The organism is Pedobacter cryoconitis, from assembly GCF_001590605.1.
Taxonomy (GTDB): Bacteria; Bacteroidota; Bacteroidia; order Sphingobacteriales; family Sphingobacteriaceae; genus Pedobacter; species Pedobacter cryoconitis_A.
Map to the genome: position 1 here is coordinate 3,910,835 of NZ_CP014504.1, position 16,990 is coordinate 3,927,824.

Below are 16,990 nucleotides of genomic sequence, written 5' to 3' on the forward strand. Positions count from 1 at the left end.
ATAATCTTTTCTTAAATTAAAATAATGACGCAAGTAGACGTGCTTCTTGGCCTGCAATGGGGCGATGAGGGCAAAGGAAAAATTGTTGACGTATTATGTCCGCAATATGATTTGATAGCTCGTTTTCAAGGCGGACCGAATGCCGGCCACACCTTAGAGTTTGATGGCAAAAAGTTTGTTTTAAATACTATTCCATCTGGTATTTTCAACAAAGACACCATGAATTTGATTGGTAATGGTGTGGTAGTCGATCCCATCATTTTAAAAAGAGAATTAGATAACCTGAAAACTGCAGGTCATGATCCTGTTGCCAATGGCAAACTGGTGATCGCACGTAAAGCACATCTGATTCTTCCTACTCACCAGCTTTTAGACGCTGCAAATGAGCAGAAAATGGGTAAAGATAAAATCGGTTCTACACTTAAAGGTATTGGCCCGACTTATATGGATAAAACCGGACGTAATGGTTTACGTGTTGGGGATACCACCTTACCAGATTTCAAAGAACGTTATAACAAACTGGTTACTAAACACAAGGAATTACTTTCTCATTATAACTTTGAGTATGACCTGACAGAAAAAGAAGCTGCTTTCTTCGAGGCTATTGAGTTTATCAAAACTATTCCTCATGTAGATAGCGAGCACTTTGTAAACGGTTATCTTAAAGAAGGCAAAAAAGTTCTTGCTGAAGGTGCACAGGGAACATTACTGGACATTGATTTCGGTTCTTATCCTTTCGTAACTTCTTCAAATACAACTACTGCTGGTGCTTGTACTGGTTTAGGTATTGCGCCAAACAAAATCGGAAGTGTGATCGGAATTTTCAAAGCTTACTGCACACGTGTTGGAAGCGGCCCGTTCCCTACTGAACTGGAAGATGAAGTAGGTGAAAACCTGCGTCAGGTAGGTCACGAATTCGGTGCGACTACCGGAAGACCACGCCGTTGCGGATGGATTGACCTTCCTGCTTTAAAATATGCAATTATGCTGAATGGTGTGACTGAAATGGTCATGACTAAAGCTGATGTATTGAGCGGATTTGATACCATTTATGCTTGTACACATTATGAGCACAATGGAGAGACGATTGATTACATGCCGTATGACATCATTACGATCAAACCAAACCCAGTTCTGAAAGAAATTGAAGGCTGGAAAACTGATATTACTAAAATCACTGAAGTTGATCAGATCCCTGCTCAGCTTGCTTCTTATATTGCTTTCTTAGAAAAAGAATTAGAAGTACCGGTAAGATACCTTTCTGTAGGTCCGGACAGAGTACAAACGTTGATTCTTCCTTAAGAGATCAATTCATATATAAAAGGCGGCCTGGTGCCGCCTTTTTTTATTTAAACGTGTTGAATACCAATTTTTAAATACAATGAATTCCCAGGAACTAATTTCATTTAAACAAAAAGCTTTACAATGGGCAAATCAATTTGAAGTCTGCTGTTGTTTTGATTCAAATGAATACACTGATCCTTATTCCAAATATGATTTTCTGCTTGCCGCAGGTACTGAGCATCAGCTGAATGCTCCAACAGGCAATGCTTTTAAGGCGCTGAAAACATTTTCTCAAACTCATCCGGGTTGGTTATTCGGCTTATTAAGCTACGATCTTAAAAACGAGGTAGAAGAGCTGACATCCGGCAAAGAGAATAAACTGGATTTTCCAGACCTCTTCTTCTTTGCACCAAAATACCTGATTGCGGTTAGCAATGGCCATATTGAAGTATTGGCAGGGCCTGCGGATTTGTTGGAGACCATTAATGGACTACAGCAGCTTCCAGTAAATTCTGCCCCTGCTTTGCAGCTGGAGCCAAAAATGGACAAGGCAACTTATTTGGCTAAGGTCAACGAATTGAGAGATCACATTGTAAGGGGTGATATTTATGAGGTTAATTTCTGCCAGGAATTCTTTGCAGAAAATGCTTCTATTGATCCCTATCAGGTTTATCTGAATTTAAATGAATTATCCCCTACCCCATTTTCAGGCTTCTTTAAGGTGGATAAGAAGTATATTCTTTCTGCAAGTCCCGAACGTTTTTTATGCAAACGTGGAAACTTGCTAACTTCCCAGCCGATTAAAGGAACAGCGAAAAGAAGTCCTGATGTTCAGGAAGATGAACAGATTAAGATCGATTTAAAAAACAACATTAAAGAACAGGCCGAAAATGTAATGATCGTAGACCTGGTTAGAAATGATTTAACAAAAAGCGCAGTACCAGGAACGGTTAAAGTCAAGGAGCTTTTTGGAATTTACAGCTTTCCGCAGGTGCATCAGATGATTTCGACTATAAGCTGTCAGCTTAAACCGGAATTACACGCGGTTGAAGCTATAGAAAATGCTTTCCCAATGGGCTCGATGACAGGTGCTCCGAAAGTAAGAGCAATGGAATTGATCGAAGATACAGAATGTAGCAGAAGAGGGATTTACTCTGGTGCTTTTGGGTATTTTGATCCTGAAGGGGATTTCGATTTCAATGTAGTGATCCGCAGCATCCTGTACAATGAAGAAAATAAGTATTTATCTTTCCAGGTGGGTGGAGCGATAACTTTCGCTTCTTCTGCAGAGGCTGAATATGAAGAATGTATGCTGAAAGCTTCAGCAATGATTAAAACGTTAAAAGGGTCGCATTAGCGGCCCTTTTATAGTATAGAATCAGAAAATTACTCTTCTGATTATCTGATTGGCTTTCCCGTAGGAGAGTTAAAATATCTTTGTGCTTCTGGCAAGTCTCTTTGAATCTGTGCAATCCTTGTACCATCTGCAGGGTGTGTACTTAAAAACTCAGGTGGTTTTTGTGAACTCTGACTTACAGCAGCCATTCTTTGCCAGAAACTCACTGCACTTGAGGGATTGTAACCAGCCATAGACATAAAGATCAGTCCTAAGTGATCGGCTTCTAATTCCTGTGTCCTTGAATTAGGCAACAAGTAAAACCCTTGCGCACTAACCCCGTAGATTTTGCTGATTGCAGCTTGCGTGGTTTCAGACTGACTACCAGCTGCAGCACCAACTAAACCTCCCAGACCTTGTGCTAATGCCGCTTTTGAAGCACGTTCTGAAGAGTGCTGCGCAATTGCATGTGCAATCTCATGTCCCATTACTGTGGCTAGTCCTGCATCGTCTTTAGTTACAGGCAAAATACCAGAATAAACAGCAACTTTACCACCCGGCATACACCATGCGTTTACTTCTTTACTGTCAATCAGGTTAAATTCCCATCGAAAACCCTGAATTTGTGCAGCATAACCATTGGCATTCATATATTTTGTAACTGCAGCAGCAATTTTTTGCCCGATTTGCTTAACTCTCTGGGCATCAGCATTATTTAATATTTTGGTTTTCGGATCTTTTAAAAGTGTGGTATAACTCTGTGCAGCGGCAGTCTGCATCTCACTTTCATTGACAAAACTTATCCTGTTTCTCCCTGACAGAGGAACTGTAGAACATGCATAAGTCATAGATACTACAGCAGCAATACCCAGTAACGTTAATTTTTTCATAAGTTGATATTTTTTTCAAGGATCATGAAGCTTGCATGAGCTTGCAGGTCTAATTTTAAGAACAGTAAGCTCATGCAGGTTTCATCGGTTTTTAGTTAGTATTTGTTTTCTTTTTAAACAGATACACTTTAGATTCTTTGCCCTTAAGTAAACGTTCCAGGTTTTTCTGGTGTGTAACCAATATCAGGATGCAAACACACATCCCATACAGAACTTCAGACTTAATTGTGGAATGCAGTATAAAAACAATCCCTAAAGGAAAAGTAAATCCCGCACATATAGAGCTTAGAGATACATATTTTGTAACCAGCAATACGACCACAAAAACAAGAACACAAAGCATAGCAGCCGGGAAGTTAACTGCTAAAATCATTCCAAAAAGCGTAGCTACTCCCTTACCTCCTCTAAAACCAGCGAAGATTGGGAACAAATGTCCCATCACAGCAGTTACACCCAGTGCAAGTTCATAGTTAACAAATTGAGAAGAATTATGTGGGCCTGTTACAGATAGCCCTATAAAGTAGGCAAGCTTGGTCGCAGTGTATCCTTTAGCGATATCGATTGTCATTACTGCCATACCAGCCTTTTTACCCAGTACACGGAAAGTATTGGTCGCACCAGCATTTCCACTGCCGTATTCTCTTACGTCAATACCATAAAATGCCTGTCCGATCCAAACTGCCGTAGGTATAGACCCGCAGAGATAGGCTAAAATAACCGCAGAAATAGAGTAGATAGATATCATACCTTAATAGGCTTTTAAACTCATGTCTAAACTTTTAACTGAGTGGGTCAATGCGCCCATAGAGATAAAATCCACTCCACACGCTGCATATTCAGTTATATTCTCTTCGGTAATCCCACCAGACGCTTCTGTTGTAAACTGATGATCAATCAATTTCACAGCCTGTTTAAGGTCAGCAAAGCTGAAATTATCCAGCATAATCCTATTTACCTTACCTGTATTTAATACCTGGGCCAATTCTTCCAGGTTTCTTACTTCAATTTCTATTTCAAGTTTTTTACCACTATCTGCAAGATACTGATTTGCAGCTGTAATTGCATTTGAAATTCCACCTGCATAATCTACATGATTATCTTTGATCAGGATCATATCATACAAACCAATCCGGTGATTTACCCCACCACCTATTCTAACTGCCCATTTCTCCAGATATCTCATACCCGGGGTAGTTTTTCTGGTGTCCAGAATTTTAGTCTGATAAGGTAAAAGTAAATTTACAACATGATTGGTCTTAGTCGCTATCCCGCTCATTCTCTGCATGCAGTTCAAAACCAGTCTTTCGGCCAGTAAAATAGCATGGGAGCTGCCAGCAACAGTGAAGGCAATATCTCCATATTTCACAGCATCTCCATCATTTAAAAAAACTTCCGTCTGAAGCGTTGAATCTACTTGATTGAAAATTTCAAGCGCAAGTGCTACGCCGGCAAGTATACCATCCTCTTTAACCAATAGTTTGGCTCTTCCGGTTGTTCCGGCCGGGATGGTAGACATAGAGGTATGATCGCCATCGCCAAGGTCTTCGGCGATCGCATTTTCTATAAATAGGTCTATTAATTTCTTATCCAAAACATGTATTTTAGATCAAAAATAGCATTTTTACCTAAATTTGCATTACTATTTATCGGGTTCAATTCTTAATTCGGTGATAAAAAAGGTGTTAGCAGTTTTTTTCAGCGTAATTGCCACCCTGAATTTCCCGCTTTTTGTACTCAGGGACAGGATGCCAAACCTATAATTAGCATTGGTATTGATCAAATGTACAACAGTTGAATTCACAGGCGCATTCTTAGTGAAAAAATCTCTGAGTATTTGTTCTGCCTGTGCTTTAGTATATACATCTTCTTCCTCATTTATAGTCAGCTCCACAGATGGGGAAAAGCTTTTACTGATCTCTTTTGAATTCGCAGACTTGAATAACGTTGATATAGAATCAACAATATCTCCTTGAATTAATCCAGGATGGAATAACTGGGTCAAAAAAATCAATGTCGAAAGTATGGGTCTAATCATATTCTAAAGATAACAATAATTCCGCACACAAATTATGCCATTATATAAACTGGACCTTGTACAGGAATTCAAGTGATCATATAACCATGAAGAACTGAAACTCCTGTGGTAAAGATCAGATCAGTGTATAAATTACAATTAGATGCTTCATCAAAATCAATAAGAGTTATATTTGTTTGACATTATTTATCAGCGAAATATCAATTCAATTTAAATGAATAATAAAAAAGTGATGCTCCTCATTCTTGATGGATGGGGTTACGGAAAACAAGACAACTCAGACGCAGCTTACGCAGCAAATACACCTTTCTTTGATTCTTTACTGAAAAACTATCCAAACTCAAAACTGGAAGCATCCGGTGAGGCTGTAGGCCTGCCTGCCGGACAGATGGGGAATTCTGAAGTTGGGCACATGAACCTGGGTGCAGGAAGAGTCGTTTACCAGGAACTGGGAAGAATTAACAAAGCAATCAGCGATGGCTCTATTCTAACTAATCAGACTTTAGTTGATGCTTTTGATTACGCTAAGAAAAATAACAAAGCTGTTCATTTTATCGGACTAGTATCTGATGGTGGTGTGCACGCCCATATCAATCATTTAAAAGGATTATGTGATGCTGCAAATGATCAGGGACTGAAAGATGTCTTTATTCATGGCTTTTTAGATGGCAGGGATACAGATCCGAATTCAGGCTTGGGCTTCATTAAAGAACTGGATGACCACTTAAAAACCTCTACCGGCAAAATAGCCAGTTTAATTGGCCGTTATTATGCGATGGACAGAGATTCCCGCTGGGAACGCGTTAAACAAGCTTATGATGTCATGACTAAAGGAGTAGGTTTACCTACACAAAATCCTTTAAAAGCTATCGAACAATCTTATGCTGATGGCATTACAGATGAGTTTGTTAAGCCTATCGTAGTTACTGGAGCAGACCATCAGCCTTTGGCCGTGATCGCTCCCGACGATGTCGTGATCTGCTTCAATTACAGAACAGACCGTGGCAGAGAAATTACTGCTGCCCTGACTCAAAATGACTATCCTGAATTTGAGATGCACAAATTGCCATTGTACTATGTAACAATGACTACTTATGATGAGAATTTCGAAGGTGTAAAAGTTATTTTTACTAAAGATGACCTGACAGAAACGCTGGGAGAAATCTTAGAGAAAAATCATAAAAACCAAATCCGTATTGCGGAAACAGAAAAGTATCCTCACGTTACTTTCTTTTTCTCTGGCGGCAGAGAACTGCCTTTCGAAAACGAGAAGAGATTAATGGTTCCTTCTCCGAAAGTAGCAACTTATGATCTTAAACCAGAAATGAGCGCGCAGGGAATTACAGATGCAATTACCAAAGAGCTGGAAACAGGCTGGGCAGATTTCATTTGTCTGAACTTCGCGAACCCAGATATGGTAGGCCATACAGGTGTATTTGAAGCTGTTATTAAAGCCGTTGAAACTGCAGACCGTTGTGCACAGGAAGTAGTTACTAAGGGCCTTGAAAATGGTTACTCTTTTATTATTCTCGCAGACCACGGAAATTCAGAATATATGGTAAACAAAGATGGTTCTGTAAATACGGCACATACCACCAACCTGGTTCCTTGTATTTTAGTAGGTACAGATTATACGGCAATCGCTGATGGTAAATTAGGTGATGTTGCACCTACAATCCTGAAGTTAATGGGAATTGAGAAGCCTGCGATCATGACAGGAAATGAATTGATATAATGAAGAAACTGTCATTCCTTTCTTTAAGCATTTTAGTTTTTGTGGCCTGTACTTCTACAGCGCCCAAAAACCAGCATGCGCCTTTGACTTATTTTGATCTGAAGGATTATATAGCGACAGAGGCTAAACGTTTAACGGCATTAAATCCTGAGATTGATAAAACCGTTATTGTGAATAAAGCTTCGGAGCGTAAAAAACTGAAGATTGCAGACTGGTCAAAAGAATTGTCCTCTTTTTCTGATGCTGACATCAATAAATCTGCCTGGCAGGGACTGTTTACGGCAGAAAAAGCTAAAGATTCAGAAACCTATCTTTCTAACGATGAAAAGGTACCTGTTAAATCACTTATTGTAAACTATAGAAACGGTAAGATTCACGGCATAAAGCTGCTGATCAGCAATACCAATTCACTGTATACTTCAAATGATACACTTTCTTATTTTCCTGATAGCTTATATGAGGTGAAGAAAACGCAGAACATTAAGTTACTGAATGGAAAAAGTTATGCGATTACAGGAAGATTCAATTAAAAATCATTGACCTTTAAAATAAGTTATCAATAAAAAAAGCCAGAGCGTATACTCTGGCTTTTTTTATTGATAACTTATTTGTGTTTTATTTCAAACTTGCCACCTGTGCTTTCACATAGTCTATCAAAGAAATGATATCCTTACGCAAAGGCTGAACAGTTAACACTTTTTGAAAATCTGCAACTGAATTGTTAAATAAAACAATACAAGCATCTTTATCTACGCGTTTCTTGATTTTATAAGATTTATAAATTGCATAATCTTTATAAGCTAAACCTCTGTTCTGCAACAATTGGGTATCTTCTTCTCCGTTGATCTCAATTGCTTTAGTGAAGTCTTTAATCGCCGACTGGTAAAATGTATCACGCATCTGGTTCAAAGATTCCTTAGGATCATTTGCAACATTCTGTCTGGCTTTACCCCGATAGTAATAAGCTGAATAATCAGAAGGTTTTACCGTAATAAGTCTGCTATAGGTTTCAATAGAACTCTCAAAATTACCACATTGAAAATAAGAATACCCAAGCATCTTTAGTACGCTTGGATTATTTGGAGTTTTAGAATCGGCTTTTTCTAACTGAGCAACAGCTCCTTTATAATCACCTTTCATCATTGCCTGCATTCCTAATTTATCGTAACTTCCGCTTTGAGCGAAAGCGGCATTGGCAGAAACAACCAAAAATAGTATAAGCGCTTTTTTAATGTAGTTCATCAAATTTTATTTAATAAAGAATAAAGATATAAAATGATAGGTATTATGTACCCATAATTTACATATCATTTATTGATATTTAAAGGGTAAACGTTGAAAAAAGGAAAATATGATACATCAGTCAAATAATTTTACATATTCTGACTTTTTAACAGATAAAAACCGATATTCAATCTTTGGCACAGGAGTTGAAATTATACCCACCAATATATAATTATAATTTTCATAAGCGGCAGACTGTCACATTGTCGTTTTTTTATTCTAGAAAGGCCTATTAATGAGTATAAAAGATCAGTTTGATTTTGGCAATGCACTACCCATCATAAATGAAGATACGGAATTTTTCCCTTTAATGTCCCAACAGGATGAAGATGAGATGAATAACGAAGAAACACCTGAGATACTTGCCATACTTCCATTGAGAAATACGGTATTATTTCCTGGAGTTGTCATCCCAATTACCGTTGGAAGAGACAAGTCTATAAAACTGATAAAAGAAGCCTATAAAGGTGACAAAATTATTGGTGTGGTTTCCCAGCTTGATGTATCCATTGAAGATCCAACCTTTGAGCAGTTAAATAAAGTCGGTACTGTAGCACACATCATTAAGATGCTGCAGATGCCTGATGGTAACACGACTGTAATTATCCAGGGAAAACAACGCTTCCGATTAATTGAAGAGGTACAGTCTGAGCCCTATATTAAAGTTACTATCAGTAAATTTAATGAGGCAAAGCATAAAAAAGATAAAGAATTTAAAGCACTGGTAGCTTCTATCAGAGAGATGTCTTCACAGATTATTCAGCTTTCACCAAATATTCCAAGTGAAGCCGCAATGGCCCTGAAGAATATTGAAAGCACTTCATTCCTGATCAATTTCATCTCTTCTAATATGAATGCAGATGTCAAAGACAAGCAGAAAATGCTTGAAATGGACAATCTGAGAGCAAGAGCTTTAATGGTTATGGAACTATTGACACTAGAACTGCAGATGCTGGAATTAAAAAACCAGATTCAATCTAAAGTCCGTGTTGATTTAGATAAACAGCAAAGAGATTACTTCTTAAACCAGCAGCTGAAAACAATTCAGGAAGAATTGGGAGGAAACTCTTCAGACCTGGAATACGAAGCACTTGAAGTCCGTGCAAAGAAGAAAAAATGGTCAGTACAAGTGAAAGACCATTTTGGTAAAGAACTGGAAAAGCTGGGAAGAATGAATCCTGCTGCTCCTGATTACTCTGTACAGATCAATTACCTTGAATTATTGCTTGATTTACCATGGAATGATTTCACTAAAGATAATTTCGATCTTAAGCGTGCACAAAGAGTATTAGACAAAGATCACTTCGGACTGGAGAAAGTAAAACAGCGTATCATTGAATATTTAGCGGTATTAAAGCTAAAACGTGATATGAAAGCGCCAATCATCTGTTTGGTAGGCCCTCCGGGAGTTGGTAAAACTTCATTGGGTAAATCAATTGCCAAAGCACTGAACCGTAAATATGTCCGTATGGCATTAGGTGGTATCAGAGATGAAGCTGAAATCCGCGGACATAGAAAAACTTATATAGGTGCTATGCCAGGCCGTATTATTCAGTCTATCAAAAAAGCAGGTGCCGCTAACCCGGTATTTGTATTGGATGAGATTGATAAAGTTGGTTCTGATTTCAGAGGAGATCCTTCTTCTGCCCTGCTTGAAGTATTGGATCCTGAACAAAACAGCGCATTCAATGATCACTATGTTGAAACAGACTACGATTTATCCAATGTATTGTTCATCGCTACAGCGAACTCACTGAGTAACATTCAACCAGCTTTGCTGGACCGTATGGAAATCATTGAGGTGAACGGCTATACAATTGAAGAAAAAATAGAAATCGCCAAAAAGTATCTTTTACCAAAACAAAAAGAACAGCATGGTATTAAAACAAAAGATATTGTTCTAAAACCAAGTTTGATTGAAAAGGTAATCGAAGATTATACACGTGAATCGGGCGTTCGTGGTTTAGAGAAAAAGATTGGTTCACTGGTTCGTGGCGTGGCCACTAAAATTGCCATGGAAGAAACTTATGAAGTTACTTTAAGCCTGGAAGACGTGGAACGTATTTTAGGCGCTCCTATCTATGACAAAGATTTATACGAGGGTAATGAGGTTGCTGGTGTAGTTACCGGACTGGCCTGGACACAAGTAGGTGGTGACATTCTGTTTATAGAAGCAAGTCTCAGCCCTGGAAAAGGGAAATTAACTTTAACAGGTAACCTGGGTGATGTCATGAAAGAATCGGCTGTTATCGCGCTGGCCTACCTTAGAGCACATGCTTCATTATTTGGCATAGACAATCAGCTGTTTGATCTTTGGGATATCCATGTACATGTTCCTGCCGGAGCAACCCCTAAAGATGGCCCTTCAGCAGGTATTACAATGCTGACTGCATTGACTTCAGCATTTACACAACGTAAAGTGAAATCTAATTTAGCCATGACCGGTGAAATTACCCTTCGTGGTAAAGTCTTGCCAGTTGGCGGAATTAAAGAAAAGATCCTTGCAGCAAAAAGAGCAAATATCAAAGACATTATCTTATGTAAATCTAACCGTAAAGATATTCTGGAAATTAAAGAAAGCTATATCAAGGACCTTAATTTTCACTATGTGTCTGAAATGAAAGAAGTAATTGAACTGGCGCTGATGAAAGATCAGATAAAAGATCCCCAGGATCTGACCATCAAAGTCAAACCATTAGCTGCAAACTAATTGCGCAGATAAATTTTAACTCTTATATTTAAAGCTCCGGAATAACCGGGGCTTTATTTTTTTATAATTCACATGAAGTATACCGGATATTCAATCCTATTCATTCTCCTGTTCTGCTCTTCCTTTGCTTATTCACAATCCTTTAAAAATGAGGTTGGTTTCAAAAGTGACAACGATTCTTATCTGGGTCAGGGCTCCGACCGTTATTACACGAACGGACTGTTCCTGTACTTTCGTCATGCTGCAGACCAGTCGAAACTAAAGGCCGGACTGGAAAAGAAAACTTACGAAATCAGCGTTGGACAAATGATGTTTAACCCTTATTCAGGATATGCGCCGGATCCTGCGGCACAAGATCGTCCTTTTGCAGGATACCTATATATAGGTGGTACAATGAACTGGTTTTATAGTGATGAAAGTATCATCACTGCAAGCGCACAGATCGGAACTACCGGAAAGAATTCTCTGGGTGAAGCTGGTCAGAAATTATTGCATAAAACATTCGGCTTCTATGACGTAGGCGGATGGGATTACCAGATTAAAAATGAACTGGCCATTAACCTTTCTGCACAGTACACCAAATTACTGACACGTACAGCAGGTAACGCCGTTGAGTTATCCTTTGAAGGTTATGCAAATCTGGGAACAACTTTTAGTGGTGCAGGTGCAGGGTTGCTTTTCAGAACAGGTAACCTGAATCAGTTATTTAACTCCGCTTATACCCATGCAGCTATCGGCAATAATGCTAAAACTAAATCACTGGTCAAAAGAGAAATGTTTTTCTACGCTAAACCGCAGTTAAATGTGGTGGCTTATGATGCAACTATTGAAGGAAGTATATTTAACAACAACAGTCCGGTAACATTTAGCCAGAAACCTATTGTATTTGCGCAGCAATTGGGAATCGATTACAGTGTAGATCGTTTTACTGCAGATTTTGGAGTGATATTTAAAACGAAAGAAGTTAAAAGCATTGCGAGAGCACATCAGTGGGGATCAGCTACCGTAGCTTACAGATTTAAGTAGGTCATGCCTTATTCAATCGGCTAACTAACGTAAATTAATTAATTGAGCCAGGCATCCATACCTGGCTTTTTTCTGTTCTCTTTTTTTACTGCAATTGATTTTTTGTCACTTTTCCTTCTCAGGATCACGCTTTTCGGCGTGTGCGTCGGTTTCCTTTTCTTGTCTACATGAAGGCCGGTTTTCAGTAAAGCCATCAATTTAATAATACTTTGTTCCTTATTTACAAGCTGACTTCTGTCTTCCTGAGAAACTACATGAAGATTACCTTCCGTGTCCATCCGGTTTGCAAGGCGCTCTGCAAGCAATAGTTTCTCTGCAGTGGTGAAAAATTCTGCCGACTCCACATGAAGGATCACTTCTACTTTACTGGAAACCTTGTTGACGTTCTGCCCACCTTTGCCTCCACTCCTGGAAGTTTTAAAGGTCAGCGATTTAACGAGTTCTTTTCTATCTTTATACATAAGCGCAAAAATAATTCTTTTTCTGTAATAGTATTTTAAAAAACCCTCAAAACAGTATATTTGCAACTATATGAGAAAAAATGTAGTTGTGGCCATTGATGGCTATTCTTCATGCGGTAAAAGTACACTGGCGAAAGCACTGGCTAAAAAACTAGGCTTTATCTATATCGATAGTGGTGCAATGTACAGAGCAGTGACTTTATATTTCATACGCAATCATACCAATGTAAGTGATGAGGCAGCAGTTATCGATGCTCTTCAGCACATAGAACTGAATTTCCACTCCAGAGATTACGAATCACATATCACCTTAAACGGCGAAGAAGTTTCGGAAGAAATCAGACAAATGCCGGTTTCTGAGACTGTCAGTGAAATATCTGCACTCAAACAAGTCCGTAAAGAAATGGTGAAACAGCAACAGCGCATGGGTAAGTCCAAAAACATCGTTATGGATGGCCGTGATATCGGTACCACTGTATTTCCTGATGCCCAGGTTAAACTTTTCATGACAGCTGACCCTAAAGTCAGAGCAGAAAGAAGATTCAAAGAATTACAAAGCAAAGGCGATACAACAACCTCGCTGGAAGATGTTTTTGAGAATCTTGCGCACCGTGATTATGCAGATACCACAAGAAAAGAAAGCCCGCTTGTCCGTGCCGAAGATGCTATTATTCTGGACAATACAGAAATTACTCCGGTAGAACAGCTAGAATTCGCATTAAATAAAGTAACCCCTTTCATTCCACAGCTGGCCTGAAAGTAGAATATGGGGAATTAACACCCGATTGTCATTCAAAATACATATTAAACAAGGCAAACTGTTCAAAATCAACAACATTTATTAAAAAATTCTTTCATTAAAAATATTAATTTCTATCTTTGCAATCCCTAAAGGGAAAAGGAGATTAAATGATTAATGGCAAAAAAACAAGTAGCAGAAAAAGAATTAGAGGCTAAAAAAGCCGAATTACAAGGTGCAGACGCTCGTCTGACTGAAAAAGAAACCATTGAATCTGAAGCAGATTCATTGTCGATCGAACAGATCAAATCATCACTAGCAACACCAGATCAGGATTTTGACTGGGACGCAGACGATAAAGCTTTCGGAAAATACTCTGACGAAGACCGTAAAAAGTTTGAAGACATGTATACCGATACTTTCAATCAAATCAACCAGGGTGAAATTATCAGCGGTATTGTTGTATCTATCAACAATAAAGACGTTGTATTAAACGTAGGATTTAAATCTGACGGTTTAGTATCAACTTCTGAATTCCGTGATACACCTGATTTGAAAATCGGTGACACAGTTGATGTATTTGTTGAAGCTCCGGAAGACGCAAATGGTCAATTGATTTTATCTCGTAAAAGAGCTAAAACTCAGAGATCTTGGGAATCTATCAACGAAGCCCTTGACAATGACAGAATCATCAACGGATTTGTTAAAAGCCGTACTAAAGGTGGTCTTATCGTTGACATCATGGGTGTTGAAGCTTTCTTACCTGGTTCTCAGATCGACATCAAACCGATCCGTGATTACGATGTTTATGTAGGTAAAACAATGGAATTCAAAGTTGTGAAAATCAACCACGAATTTAAAAACGTTGTCGTATCACACAAAATCTTAATCGAAGACGATTTAGAAAGTCAAAAAGTTGAGATCGTATCTAAACTTGAAAAAGGTCAGGTATTAGAAGGTACTGTTAAGAACATTACTGACTTCGGTGTATTCATCGATTTAGGTGGTGTTGACGGTTTACTTCACATTACTGATATTTCTTGGGGCCGCATAGAGCATCCAAAAGAAGTATTGAGCTTAGATGAGAAAATCAACGTTGTTGTTCTTGACTTTGATGACGAGAAAAAACGTATCGCATTAGGCTTAAAACAATTAACTCCACACCCATGGGAAAGTTTAGATACTAACCTTGTTGTTGGATCTAAAGTTAAAGGTAAAATCGTTACTGTAGCTGATTACGGTGCATTCTTAGAAATCATTCCTGGCGTTGAAGGTTTAATTCACGTTTCAGAAATGTCCTGGTCTCAAAACTTACGCAGCCCACAGGAATTCTTGAAAGTTAGCGATGAAATCGAAGCTGAAGTGTTAACTTTAGACAGAGACGAACGCAAAATGAGCTTAGGTATTAAGCAATTAACGCAAGATCCATGGCAAAATGTTGCTGAAAGATATCCTATCGGAAGCAAACATACTGCTGTAGTTAAAAACATGACTAACTTCGGTGTATTCGTGGAAATTGAAGAAGGTATTGATGGATTAATCCATATCTCTGATCTTTCATGGTCTAAAAAAGTTAACCACCCTAACGAATTCACTAAAGTTGGTGATACATTAGACGTAGTTGTTTTAGAATTAGACGTTGATAGCCGTAAATTAAGCTTAGGTCATAAACAATTAGAAGAAAACCCTTGGGATACTTTTGAAACTATCTTCACGTTAGATTCAGTTCACCAGGGAACTGTTGTTAAAGTAACTGATAAAGGTGCTGTTATTGCTTTACCATATGGTGTAGAAGGATTCGTTCCAACTAAACACATGGCTAAAGAAGATGGTACTACTATCAAAGCTGAAGAAACTAATGATTTCAAAATCATTGAGTTTAACAAAGATGCTAAACGTATCGTTGTTTCTCACGCCCGTATCTGGGAAGAGGCTAAAGCTGAAGTTGCTGCTGAAGAAAGAGCTACTAAGAAAAAAGATGCTAAAGCTTCAAGCAATGCAGTTAAAAAAGTTAAAGATTCAGTTGAGAAATCAACTCTTGGTGATCTAGGTGTTCTTGCACAATTGAAAGAGCAAATGGAAGGCGAAGAAAGCAAAAACAAAGCTAAATAATCTTCAAGCTTATATATAAGAAATAGGGTGTCTTACAAAAGGCACCCTTTTCTATTTTTAATAGTTTTAGAAATTAGTCTTTAGGATAAGGGGCTCTCCGAGATAGATTACAAGAACTTAGCCTTCAACTCAGCGGTGGGCACCATACAGCTCTCCTCCCGGCCCCAGATTGTGTACCGGCGTTTTGCGATCTGATTGTAAACGAAATCACGGATAAACGCAGGGACGATTATAAAAACATATAACAATGGCCATCCTCCACTCAAATGCCTGGCAATACGTAAAGCAGCAGTAGAGCGTTGATAAACCCTCCCATTCTCTAACAGGATAATACTGCTGAGTTCACTGAGTGACAAACCAAATGGCCCAAGGTGCTGCTGCGTAATATCGCTCTGTAAGGCAGCAAACCTGAACCTATCTTTATGATCTCTCTTAATGACGAATTTAACTGAGCCTGCGCATAAATTACAAACACCGTCAAAGAATATTATAGCCTGCTGCATAGTGCAATTTAGTGAATTAGCAAAGGGTTTAAGCGCTTAATTGCTTCTAATTAATAGTAACGGAAATCCGCATTAATAATTGCGAAATTGTTATTCAGTTGAATTATATTCCTGATCCATTGATCAAATACTCCAAATTATCCGGCAAAAGAAGGTTCTGGAATAATCTCACAAAAATAACAGGCATCCACTAATAAATTTCAGTATAGAAATCAGGCAATTAGCATTATTTTACAATTAAAACGTCGAAGCTCATTGAAATTAATTAAAATTGCGGGTATATAATTCAATCCGATTTTTTATATTTGCCTAATCAATTTGTCAATGCAAAAGAGAACCCTGCTAGACGGTAAAAAATTCCAAATCACAATTAAGAGACTTTGTCATCAATTAATTGAGAATCACAACGATTTTTCTAATACCGTACTCATTGGTATACAGCCCCGGGGCAGTTACTTCGCAGACAGAATCAAACAAGAACTTTCAGAAACCCTTAAAAACAAGAATATCAGAAAAGGTAATCTTGACATTACTTTCTTCAGAGATGACTTCAGAAGAAAAGACGGGCTTGTTTCCGCAAACAGCAACACCATAGATTTTATCATTGAAGACTGCAATGTCATTCTGATCGATGATGTACTCTGGACAGGCCGTACTATCCGGGCTGCACTGGATGCATTGCTTGCTTTTGGCAGGCCGGCCAAAGTGGAACTATTGGTACTCATTGACAGGAGATTTTCAAGACATGTACCTATTGAACCTGATTACATCGGGCAGCAGGTAGACAGTCTGGATTCCCAAATGGTAAAAGTGAGCTGGAAAGAGACAGAAGGAGAAGACAAAGTAATATTATTATCAGACCGAAATAAATAAGA

At 38.5% G+C, this 16,990-nt stretch carries 16 protein-coding genes; 9 read left to right on the plus strand and 7 right to left on the minus strand.

The features are described from left to right. Positions 1-24: 24 nt before the first annotated feature. Positions 25-1,302, plus strand: coding sequence for an adenylosuccinate synthase (locus AY601_RS16175; protein WP_068402926.1), 1,278 nt, complete (start codon positions 25-27; stop codon positions 1,300-1,302). Between the two features lie 79 nt (positions 1,303-1,381). Continuing rightward, positions 1,382-2,641, plus strand: coding sequence for an anthranilate synthase component I family protein (locus AY601_RS16180; protein WP_068402927.1), 1,260 nt, complete (start codon positions 1,382-1,384; stop codon positions 2,639-2,641). A 41-nt stretch (positions 2,642-2,682) separates the two neighbouring features. Here the strand turns inward: AY601_RS16180 and AY601_RS16185 are convergent, their stop codons facing one another. The 4 genes from AY601_RS16185 to AY601_RS16200 form a co-directional block, all read right to left on the minus strand. Next, positions 2,683-3,510 (minus strand): M48 family metallopeptidase, encoded by an 828-nt coding sequence (locus AY601_RS16185; protein ID WP_068402928.1) that lies wholly within the window; start codon positions 3,508-3,510, stop codon positions 2,683-2,685. Positions 3,511-3,601: 91 nt separating this feature from the next. Beyond that, the gene (gene plsY, locus AY601_RS16190; protein WP_068402929.1) at positions 3,602-4,255 is read right to left on the minus strand and encodes a glycerol-3-phosphate 1-O-acyltransferase PlsY; all 654 of its coding nucleotides are present in this window, start codon (positions 4,253-4,255) and stop codon (positions 3,602-3,604) included. A 3-nt stretch (positions 4,256-4,258) separates the two neighbouring features. Next, on the minus strand, positions 4,259-5,101 hold the full coding sequence (gene nadC, locus AY601_RS16195) for a carboxylating nicotinate-nucleotide diphosphorylase (RefSeq protein WP_068402930.1): 843 nt from the start codon (positions 5,099-5,101) through the stop codon (positions 4,259-4,261). Between the two features lie 48 nt (positions 5,102-5,149). Beyond that, positions 5,150-5,545 carry a DUF4783 domain-containing protein gene (locus AY601_RS16200; protein ID WP_068402931.1) on the minus strand — a complete coding sequence of 132 codons (396 nt, stop codon included), beginning with the start codon at positions 5,543-5,545 and terminating at the stop codon, positions 5,150-5,152. Between the two features lie 214 nt (positions 5,546-5,759). Between AY601_RS16200 and gpmI the strand changes: the two genes are divergently transcribed. Together gpmI and AY601_RS16210 are read left to right on the plus strand one after the other, a co-directional pair. Next, entirely contained in the window at positions 5,760-7,280 is a 1,521-nt protein-coding gene (gene gpmI, locus AY601_RS16205) for a 2,3-bisphosphoglycerate-independent phosphoglycerate mutase (protein ID WP_068402932.1), read from the plus strand. After that, positions 7,280-7,810, plus strand: coding sequence for a hypothetical protein (locus tag AY601_RS16210; RefSeq protein WP_232324617.1), 531 nt, complete (start codon positions 7,280-7,282; stop codon positions 7,808-7,810). The genes gpmI and AY601_RS16210 overlap by 1 nt, the downstream gene beginning before the upstream one ends. 85 nt (positions 7,811-7,895) lie before the next feature. Here the strand turns inward: AY601_RS16210 and AY601_RS16215 are convergent, their stop codons facing one another. Next, positions 7,896-8,522 (minus strand): tetratricopeptide repeat protein, encoded by a 627-nt coding sequence (locus tag AY601_RS16215; protein WP_068402936.1) that lies wholly within the window; start codon positions 8,520-8,522, stop codon positions 7,896-7,898. A 277-nt stretch (positions 8,523-8,799) separates the two neighbouring features. On the opposite strand from AY601_RS16215, the gene lon reads away from it, so the two are divergent. Both lon and AY601_RS16225 read left to right on the plus strand, forming a co-directional pair. Further along, positions 8,800-11,274, plus strand: a complete 2,475-nt coding sequence (gene lon, locus AY601_RS16220) for an endopeptidase La (RefSeq protein WP_068402938.1) — start codon at positions 8,800-8,802, stop codon at positions 11,272-11,274. 72 nt (positions 11,275-11,346) lie between these two features. Then, positions 11,347-12,300 carry a lipid A deacylase LpxR family protein gene (locus AY601_RS16225; RefSeq protein WP_068402940.1) on the plus strand — a complete coding sequence of 318 codons (954 nt, stop codon included), beginning with the start codon at positions 11,347-11,349 and terminating at the stop codon, positions 12,298-12,300. Positions 12,301-12,338: 38 nt separating this feature from the next. Here the strand turns inward: AY601_RS16225 and AY601_RS16230 are convergent, their stop codons facing one another. Then, positions 12,339-12,761, minus strand: coding sequence for a peptide chain release factor-like protein (locus tag AY601_RS16230; protein WP_068402942.1), 423 nt, complete (start codon positions 12,759-12,761; stop codon positions 12,339-12,341). Positions 12,762-12,831: 70 nt separating this feature from the next. Here AY601_RS16230 and cmk point away from each other — a divergent pair, with 70 nt between their 5' ends. Then, the gene (gene cmk, locus AY601_RS16235; RefSeq protein ID WP_068402945.1) at positions 12,832-13,518 is read left to right on the plus strand and encodes a (d)CMP kinase; all 687 of its coding nucleotides are present in this window, start codon (positions 12,832-12,834) and stop codon (positions 13,516-13,518) included. Positions 13,519-13,677: 159 nt separating this feature from the next. Further along, positions 13,678-15,612, plus strand: coding sequence for a 30S ribosomal protein S1 (gene rpsA, locus AY601_RS16240; RefSeq protein WP_068402947.1), 1,935 nt, complete (start codon positions 13,678-13,680; stop codon positions 15,610-15,612). Between the two features lie 107 nt (positions 15,613-15,719). On the opposite strand, the gene AY601_RS16245 is transcribed toward rpsA, so the two are convergent. Next, positions 15,720-16,115 carry a thiol-disulfide oxidoreductase DCC family protein gene (locus AY601_RS16245; protein WP_068402949.1) on the minus strand — a complete coding sequence of 132 codons (396 nt, stop codon included), beginning with the start codon at positions 16,113-16,115 and terminating at the stop codon, positions 15,720-15,722. Between the two features lie 324 nt (positions 16,116-16,439). Between AY601_RS16245 and pyrR the strand changes: the two genes are divergently transcribed. Next, positions 16,440-16,988: a bifunctional pyr operon transcriptional regulator/uracil phosphoribosyltransferase PyrR gene (pyrR, locus tag AY601_RS16250; RefSeq protein WP_068402950.1), complete on the plus strand. Its 549-nt coding sequence runs from the start codon at positions 16,440-16,442 to the stop codon at positions 16,986-16,988. Positions 16,989-16,990 lie beyond the last annotated feature (2 nt).